The organism is Saccharomonospora iraqiensis subsp. paurometabolica YIM 90007, assembly GCF_000231035.2.
GTDB classification, from domain to species: Bacteria; Actinomycetota; Actinomycetes; order Mycobacteriales; family Pseudonocardiaceae; genus Saccharomonospora; species Saccharomonospora paurometabolica.
In genome coordinates, this window is sequence record NZ_KI912213.1 from 30163 (window position 1) to 37553 (window position 7391).

Annotated in this window: 7 protein-coding genes; 2 read left to right on the forward strand and 5 right to left on the reverse strand. The window is 73.7% G+C overall.

The features are described 5' to 3' along the window. The coding region (locus SACPADRAFT_RS33730) for a hypothetical protein (RefSeq protein WP_233357124.1) at positions 1 to 221 on the reverse strand (221 nt) is incomplete at its 3' end. A 212-nt stretch (positions 222 to 433) separates the two neighbouring features. Between SACPADRAFT_RS33730 and lexA the strand changes: the two genes are divergently transcribed. After that, positions 434 to 1129 carry a transcriptional repressor LexA gene (gene lexA / locus SACPADRAFT_RS0204750; protein WP_007025703.1) on the forward strand — a complete coding sequence of 232 codons (696 nt, stop codon included), beginning with the start codon at positions 434 to 436 and terminating at the stop codon, positions 1127 to 1129. 81 nt (positions 1130 to 1210) lie between these two features. On the opposite strand, the gene SACPADRAFT_RS0204755 is transcribed toward lexA, so the two are convergent. From SACPADRAFT_RS0204755 to miaA, 4 genes are all read right to left on the reverse strand, one after another. Further along, positions 1211 to 2338: a hypothetical protein gene (locus SACPADRAFT_RS0204755; protein WP_028662214.1), complete on the reverse strand. Its 1128-nt coding sequence runs from the start codon at positions 2336 to 2338 to the stop codon at positions 1211 to 1213. Between the two features lie 55 nt (positions 2339 to 2393). Beyond that, positions 2394 to 3842: a GTPase HflX gene (gene hflX / locus SACPADRAFT_RS0204760; protein ID WP_028662215.1), complete on the reverse strand. Its 1449-nt coding sequence runs from the start codon at positions 3840 to 3842 to the stop codon at positions 2394 to 2396. Positions 3843 to 4049: 207 nt separating this feature from the next. Further along, positions 4050 to 4874 carry a diaminopimelate epimerase gene (dapF, locus tag SACPADRAFT_RS0204765; RefSeq protein WP_084258321.1) on the reverse strand — a complete coding sequence of 275 codons (825 nt, stop codon included), beginning with the start codon at positions 4872 to 4874 and terminating at the stop codon, positions 4050 to 4052. Between the two features lie 10 nt (positions 4875 to 4884). Next, positions 4885 to 5796: a tRNA (adenosine(37)-N6)-dimethylallyltransferase MiaA gene (gene miaA / locus SACPADRAFT_RS0204770; RefSeq protein WP_007025699.1), complete on the reverse strand. Its 912-nt coding sequence runs from the start codon at positions 5794 to 5796 to the stop codon at positions 4885 to 4887. Positions 5797 to 6069: 273 nt separating this feature from the next. Here miaA and SACPADRAFT_RS25650 point away from each other — a divergent pair. Then, positions 6070 to 7391, forward strand: a 1322-nt coding sequence (locus SACPADRAFT_RS25650; RefSeq protein ID WP_040923953.1) for a DUF349 domain-containing protein, incomplete at its 3' end; no start/stop codon positions are given.

Consider the following 7391-nt stretch of genomic DNA (forward strand, 5'->3'; position numbering starts at 1 on the left):
ACCACGCCGCGCGCCGCATCCGCACCGTCCGGTCCGGCGAGCGCGGTGACGAACAGGCCGAACCCGACGACGATCGCCGCCACCGCCGCGGCGAGCAGAACCAGCCACGGCCAGTCGGACCCGCCGTCGGGGCGCCGCCGACCTCCGTTTCCGGCGCCGCGGACACCCGACCCGGCCGCACCGGACGGTGACCGCCCCCGGAACACCGATGCCCTCGCCACGTCCCGGACCATCGCGACCTCCCACGCTCGAACACCAGTTCTATCGAACGTACGTGCGATTCTTGCAGAACGTCTCCGGAAAATCGAGACGCACCGACACGCTTGTCGAACATGCGTTTGAGAAACGTGTCGATGACAGATAGTGTCGACAGTGGACATGCAGTATCGGGCACGGCCGACGCGTCGCGCTCTCGACCGGGAGGCAGTACGGGGTGGCACGCAAGACGGAGGACAGCGGCACGGTCGGCGACCTCACGCCCGTTGCCGAGGAACCCGACGAGAGTCTGACACCGCGGCAGCGCACGGTCCTCGACGTGATCCGGGACTGGGTGGACCGGTACGGGTACCCGCCGAGCGTGCGGGAGATCGGCAAGGCCGTGGGGCTGACGTCGACCTCGTCGGTCTCCCATCAACTCCGCGCCCTGCAGCGCAAGGGCTACCTGCGTCGGGACGCGAACCGGCCACGCGCCGTGGGCGTGCTGGCCGCCGACGTCGAGCGTGCCGATCCGACGACGCCGGCGGGGACCGCGGCGAACGCCGCACTCGTGCCGCTCGTCGGGCGGATCGCCGCGGGCGGTCCCGTGCTCGCGGAGGAGTCGATCGAGGACGTCTTCCCGCTCCCGAAGGACATCGTCGGCGAGGGGGACGTCTTCCTGTTGAGCGTCACCGGTGACTCGATGGTCGACGCCGCGATCACCGACGGGGACTGGGTCGTGGTGCGCCAGCAGCCGACCGCCGACAACGGCGACATCGTGGCGGCCATGATCGAGGGAGAGGCCACGGTGAAGACGCTCAAGCACCGGGACGGCCACGCGTGGCTGCTGCCGCACAACGAGGCGTACGAGCCGATCCCCGGCGACGACGCCACGATCCTCGGCAAGGTCGTGGCGGTGCTGCGCCGACTCTGAGCGCCGGGTCTGAGCGCCGGACCCGGGCGCCGGTTGCGGAATCGGGTCGTGGGCATCGGTCCGCGGGGTCGGGTCGCCGGGTCAGCGCCGTCGGAGCCTGCCGAGGCCGGCCATGACCACCGCGGCGAGCCCGAGGGCGACCAGGACACCGGGGAGTGTCGCGAGCCCGGATTCGCCCGTGCCGTCGGACGCGGTGTCCGCCCGTCCTCCGGATCCGGTGTCCTCCGGCCGGGTCCCGGACCGGCTCCGCGGTACGGGGGCGGGGTCCGTCGCGTCGTCCGACGCCGGGGCGCGGGCGAGCGTGGCCGCGTCCGGGACCACACGGAGCGGACTGCCGACCCCCTCGCTCACGGACACCAGGTCGCCGTCGTCGGTGAACGCGAGTGACTCGCCCTGCTCCTCGTCGGGTAGCGGAACCCGGACCGGCTCCCGCTCCAGGGCCGCGGGCAGGTCGCCGTCGTCGACCGGGTACAGATACGCGTCGGTGTAGGTACGGACGGCGAGCACGGACCCGTCCCGGGCCAGGGCCGCACCGGTGATCAGTGTCGACCCGAGGGTGCCCACGGGCCCGCCCGGGGTGTCCGTGGGGCTGTGCGAGACCGTGCCGACCTCCTCCAACGGGGTCGGCCCCGGCGCCGCGAGCGGCCCGGCCGGCCGGTAGACCGAGGACGCTCCGAGCACGTCCTTGGTGATGATGTGCGGAACACCCTGCTCGTCCACCACGAGCGCCTCCGCGTCGTGCGGACCGTCCGGGTAGGTCAGGCGGTACAGCGTCGCCCCCGCGTCCCCGCGCGGGACGGCGTGCAGGGCGACCGTCTCGCGCCTGCGCCGGTTGTCCCCGGTGTCGCCGAGCCAGAGGGTGCCGTCCGGACCGAGCGCGAGGTCCTCGACGTCGTACGGATCGATCGGGTGCCGCAGCACGTCGCGGACCGCGCACGCGTCGTCGAGCACGAACACCTCGACCCGGGTCCCGCCGTCGTTCACCGCGTACACGTCCCCGTCCCGGGCGGCCAGTCCGGACACCTCGTCGAGCCGGTCGTCGGTGAACGAGCAGCGCACTTCCGGCTCCGGCACGGACCCGACCGGGTCGGTCCGCGCCGTCGTGCCCCCGGCCGGCCCCGGGGAGTCCCCGGACGCGGCAGGGGCGGGGAGCAACGCGGAGGGGAACAGCAGCACGGCCGTCACGACACCGAGTGCGGGACCGTTCACTCCCGCGACGATAGCGGAATCGGGCCGGCACCGCCGCACCCGAACCCGCGCGCACTCACGTCGGGGAGGCGTCCGTGACGTAGCGGTCCAGTGCGGCCGCGAGGTCCGGGTGGACCCGGGCACGCAGGTGGGTTCCCTCGGAGGTGTGGTCCTCGGCCAGCACCTCACCGTCGGCGTGCGCACGGGCCACCAGCTCACCGCGGGTGTAGGGAACCAGGGCGTCCACCGTCACCTCCGGGTGCGGCAGCCGCTCGGCGACCTCCGTGGTCAGTTCCGCGATCCCCGCCCCGGTGTGCGCCGAGACGAGCACGGCATTCGGGGCGAGATGGCGCAGCCGGGCGAGGGCGACCTCGTCGGCCGCGTCGATCTTGTTGATCACCACGAGTTCGGGCGGCAACGTCGCGGAACGCTGCTCGGCGATCTCCCCGAGGACCTGCCGCACCGCGGTCAGCTGGTCCTCCGGGGATGCGGCGGACCCGTCCACCACGTGCACGAGCAGATCGGCATCGGCGGCCTCCTCCAGCGTCGAGCGGAACGCCTCCACCAGCTGGTGCGGCAGGTGCCGCACGAACCCGACGGTGTCGGTCATCGTGAAGACCCGGCCGTCCGGGGTCGCCGACCGCCGGGTGGTCGGGTCGAGGGTGGCGAACAGGGCGTCCTCGACCAGCACCCCCGCCCCGGTCAGGGCGTTGAGGACGCTGGACTTGCCCGCGTTGGTGTAGCCGACGAGCGCGACGCTCGGCACCGCGTTCGCCACCCGGCGCCCCCGCTTGGTCGCGCGGATGGTGTCCATCGCGTCGATGTCCGCACGCAGCTTGGCGACCCGCTTGTTGATGCGCCTGCGGTCGGTTTCCAGCTTCGTCTCACCGGGGCCACGCAGCCCCACACCGCCGTTGCCGCCGCCCGCGCGACCGCCCGCCTGCCGGGCGAGGTTCTGGCCCCAGCCCCGCAGCCGGGGGATCAGATACTGCAGCTGCGCCAGCTCGACCTGGGCCTTGCCCTCCTTCGAGCGCGCGTGCTGGGCGAAGATGTCCAGGATCAACGCGGTCCGGTCGATGACCTTGACCTTGATCTTCTCCTCCAGCTGCCGCAGCTGGCTGGGCGAGAGCTCACCGTCGCAGACGACCGTGTCGGCGCCCGTGGCGAGCACGATGTCGGCCAGTTCACGGACCTTGCCCGCACCGATGTAGGTCGCCGGGTCCGGCCGCGACCTCCGCTGGATGAGCCCTTCGAGCACCTCGGAACCCGCGGTCTCGGCGAGCCGCGCGAGTTCGGCCAGCGACTCCTCCGACTGTTCCGCGGTGCCCTCGGTCCACACCCCGACGAGCACGACGCGCTCGAGGCGCAGTTTCCGGTACTCGACCTCGGTGACGTCGGTGAGCTCGGTGGACAACCCCGCCACCCGGCGCAGCGAGGCGCGTTCGGCGAGGTCGAGTTCCCCCTGGGAGAGCTCGCGGTCGTCGAGCTCCACGTCGGGGAGATCGTTGCGTGTCGGTTCTGTCATCGTCTCCCTATCGTCCCACGCCATGTGGGAAAGAACGAGCGAATTTACCCGTCCGGACGCCCGTGGCGCCCGACACGGACGGGCGTGTGCCCGGGTCAACCGGGCGGCACACGGGCCTATTCCCGCCGCGCCGGTTCCCGTTCGCGCACCCGGCGGCTCAGGCCGCGGTGCCGACCACGCGGCTAGGCCGCGGTGCCGACCACGCGGCTAGGCCGCGGTGTCCCACCACGCGGAGTCGAGTTCGCCCCGGGCGACGAACACGGCCGGGCCGCTGAGCGTCGAGCCGTCCCGGTCGACGGTGACGTGCACCGTGCCGCCGGGGACGGCGACGTCGGCCTCGCCCCGCTCGGCCCCGCGCAGGTGGGACACGGCGGCCACCGCCGCCACCGTCCCGGTGCCGCACGCCCTGGTCTCCCCGACCCCGCGTTCGTGCACCCGCATGCGCAGCCGCTCCGGGGCGAGCACGTTGAGGAACTCGAGGTTCACCCCGTCGGGGAAGATGCCGTCGTCGTAGCGCGGCTGTTCGCGCAGGTCGAGGGCGGTCACATCGTCCTCGAGCACCGCGACGAGGTGTGGATTGCCGACATCCACCGCGACCCCGGACAGCGCCCGGTCACCGACCACGGCCACCGACGTCCCGGTGACGGCGGCGCGGCCCATCCGCACCGTGACCGAGAGGTCGTCGTGGACCCGCACCGGCCGGTCGCCCGCCCGGGTGCCCACGGTGAACTCGCGCCTTCCCTCCAGCCCGGCCTCCACGAGGTACCGGGCGAACACCCGCACCCCGTTGCCGCACATCTCCGCGAGGGACCCGTCCGAGTTGCGGTAGTCCATGAACCACCCGGCCCCGGAGTCCACCCCGACCGACTCCGGGCGTACGACCCGCAGCACGCCGTCGGCACCGAGCCCCCGCTGCCGGTCACACAGCGCCGCCACCCGGCCCGCCGTGAGGTCCAGCGCGCCCGCGACGTCCGGCAGCACCACGAAGTCGTTCTGTGTGCCGTGTCCCTTCAGGAACTCGATCCCACCCATGCGCACGAGGTTACCGAGCCAGTTCCGCGCGCACCCGGTGGAGGGCATCGGCACCGGCACCGTCGAGCCAGCGGATCCGCCCGTCCCGGCGGAACCACGACCGCTGCCTGCGCACGAACCGGCGGGTGGCGACCACCGTGGCCCGTTCCGCTTCCCGGAGGTCACCGTCGCCCGCCAGCGCGTCGAGCACCTGGCGGTAGCCCAGCGCCCGCGGCGCGGTCGTCCCCTCCCGCAGGCCCTTCTCCTCCAGGGCACGGACCTCGTCGACCAGGCCGTCGGCGAACATCCGCTCCACCCGTCGCCGGACCCGGTCGTCGAGCTCGTCGACGGCGCGGTCGATCCCGATCAGCACCGTGTCGTACCGCGGGGGCGCGGGCTCCGGCAGGTTGGCCGAGAACGGCTCCCCGGTGATCTCGATGACCTCCAGCGCCCGCACGGTGCGCCGGGTGTCCGACGGCAGGATCGTCGCCGCGGCGCGCGGATCCAGTTCCGCCAGCCTGCGGTGCAGCGCCGCGGTCCCCCGCTCGGCCGCCTCCCGCTCCAGCTTCGCGCGGACCCGCGCGTCGGTGCCGGGGAAGCGCAGCTCGTCGACGACCGACCGGACGTACAACCCCGACCCGCCGACGAGGACGGGCACCGTCCCCGCCGCCAGCAGTCGCTCGATCACCGCACGGGCGTGGCGCTGGTAGGCGGCCACCGACGCGGACTCGGTGACGTCGAGGACGTCGAGCAGATGGTGCGGGACGCCGCGCCGCTCGGCGGCCGTGGCCTTGGCGGTGCCGATGTCCATCCCGCGGTAGAGCTGCATCGCGTCGGCGTTGACCACCTCACCGCCGAGCGCCCGCGCGAGTTCCACCCCGAGCGCCGTCTTCCCGGTGGCCGTGGGCCCCACGAGGGCGACCGGCCGGATCCCGCCGCTCACCCGTGCCGCCACGCGGTCGCGTCGCCCCGGCGCGGCGCGCCGGGTGCGCGGGTGGGTACGGAACGCCTGCGAGCGGGCATGATGGGGACACACGCGAGCACGATCCCGAGGTTACCGGTGGGGTCGGGACGGGGTTCCCGTGGAGCACGGGATACCCAGCGAGCGTGGTGACCTGGTTGAATGCGGGCCGACAACCCGTACCCGCACCACCCGGCCCCGCCCCGCGGGGCGCCCGCGCCGCACGCGGGCCGGACAGGCGAGAAGGAGCCCGCCATGGCCGAGCACAACCCCCACACCAGTGACGTCGGCGGGAGTGACGTCCCCGCGCCGGGCCAGGTACCGCACGGACGGGGCGGCACCCCGGCCCCCACCGTGCCGGTCGCCGAGCACCACCCGTCCCGCTGGGGGCGCATCGACGACGACGGGACGGTGTACGTCGACACCCCGGAGGGCGAACGGGCCGTCGGCGTCTGGCAGGCGGGCACGGCCGAGGAGGGACTGCGGCACTACGCCCGCCGGTTCGACGACCTCCGCACCGAGGCCGAACTGCTCGAGACCCGGCTGAACTCGGGGACCGGGGACCCGAAGCAGGCGCTGACCAGCGCCACACACCTGCGGGACGGGCTCGCCGAGGCGGCCGTCGTCGGGGACGTCGAGGCCCTGCGCACCCGGCTCGACCACGTCATCGACCACGCCGGGCAGGCCCTGGAGCGGGCCCGCGCCGAGCGGGAGCGGGCGCGGGCGGACGCGGCGGCCCGGAAACGGGCGCTGGCCGAGGAGGCCGAGGAGATCGCGGCGTCATCCACCCAGTGGAAGGCCGCGGGCGACCGGCTGCGGGCCATCCTCGAGGAGTGGAAGACCGTCAAGGGGGTCGACCGCAGAACCGACGACGAACTGTGGAAGCGGTTCTCCAAGGCGCGGGAGGCGTTCAACCGGCGCCGCGGGGCGCACTTCGCCGAACTGGACAAGCAGCGCGTGGCGGCGAAGCAGCGCAAGGAGGAGCTGATCACCGAGGCCGAGTCGCTGTCCGACTCGACCGACTGGGGTCCGACGGCGGCCCGGTACAAGGAGCTGATGGCGGAGTGGAAGGCTGCCGGCCGGGCCCCGAAGGACGCCGACGAGTCGCTCTGGCAGCGGTTCCGCGCGGCCCAGGACGCCTTCTTCTCCCGCCGCTCCGAGGCCTTCGCCGAACGGGACGCGGAGTTCGCGGAGAACGCGACCCGCAAGGAGGAACTGCTCGCCGAGGCCGAGAAGATCGACCCCGCGGCCAACCTCGACGCCGCCAAGGGACAGCTGCGCCGGATCCAGCAGCGGTGGGACGAGATCGGCAAGGTGCCGCGGGAGCGCATCCGGGAGCTGGACGGGCGGTTGAAGGCGGTGCAGGACCGGGTGCGCTCGGCCGAGGACGCCCGTTGGCGGCGCACCGACCCGGAGGCGCACGCCCGTGCCGCGCAGTTCCGGGAGCGGGTCGACCAGTTCGAGTCGCAGGCGGAGAAGGCCCGCGAGGCGGGCGACGAGAAGCGGGCGGCCGAGGCCGAGCAGCAGGCCGCGCAGTGGCGGGAATGGCTGCGCGCGGCCGAGGAGGCCGTGGCGAA

Excerpts from the sequence above, each read along its gene's own strand:
- hflX (WP_028662215.1), bottom strand. The coding sequence starts at position 3,842 with ATGACAGAACCGACACGCAACGATCTCCCCGACGTGGAGCTCGACGAC.
- dapF (WP_084258321.1), bottom strand. The coding sequence starts at position 4,874 with ATGGGTGGGATCGAGTTCCTGAAGGGACACGGCACACAGAACGACTTC.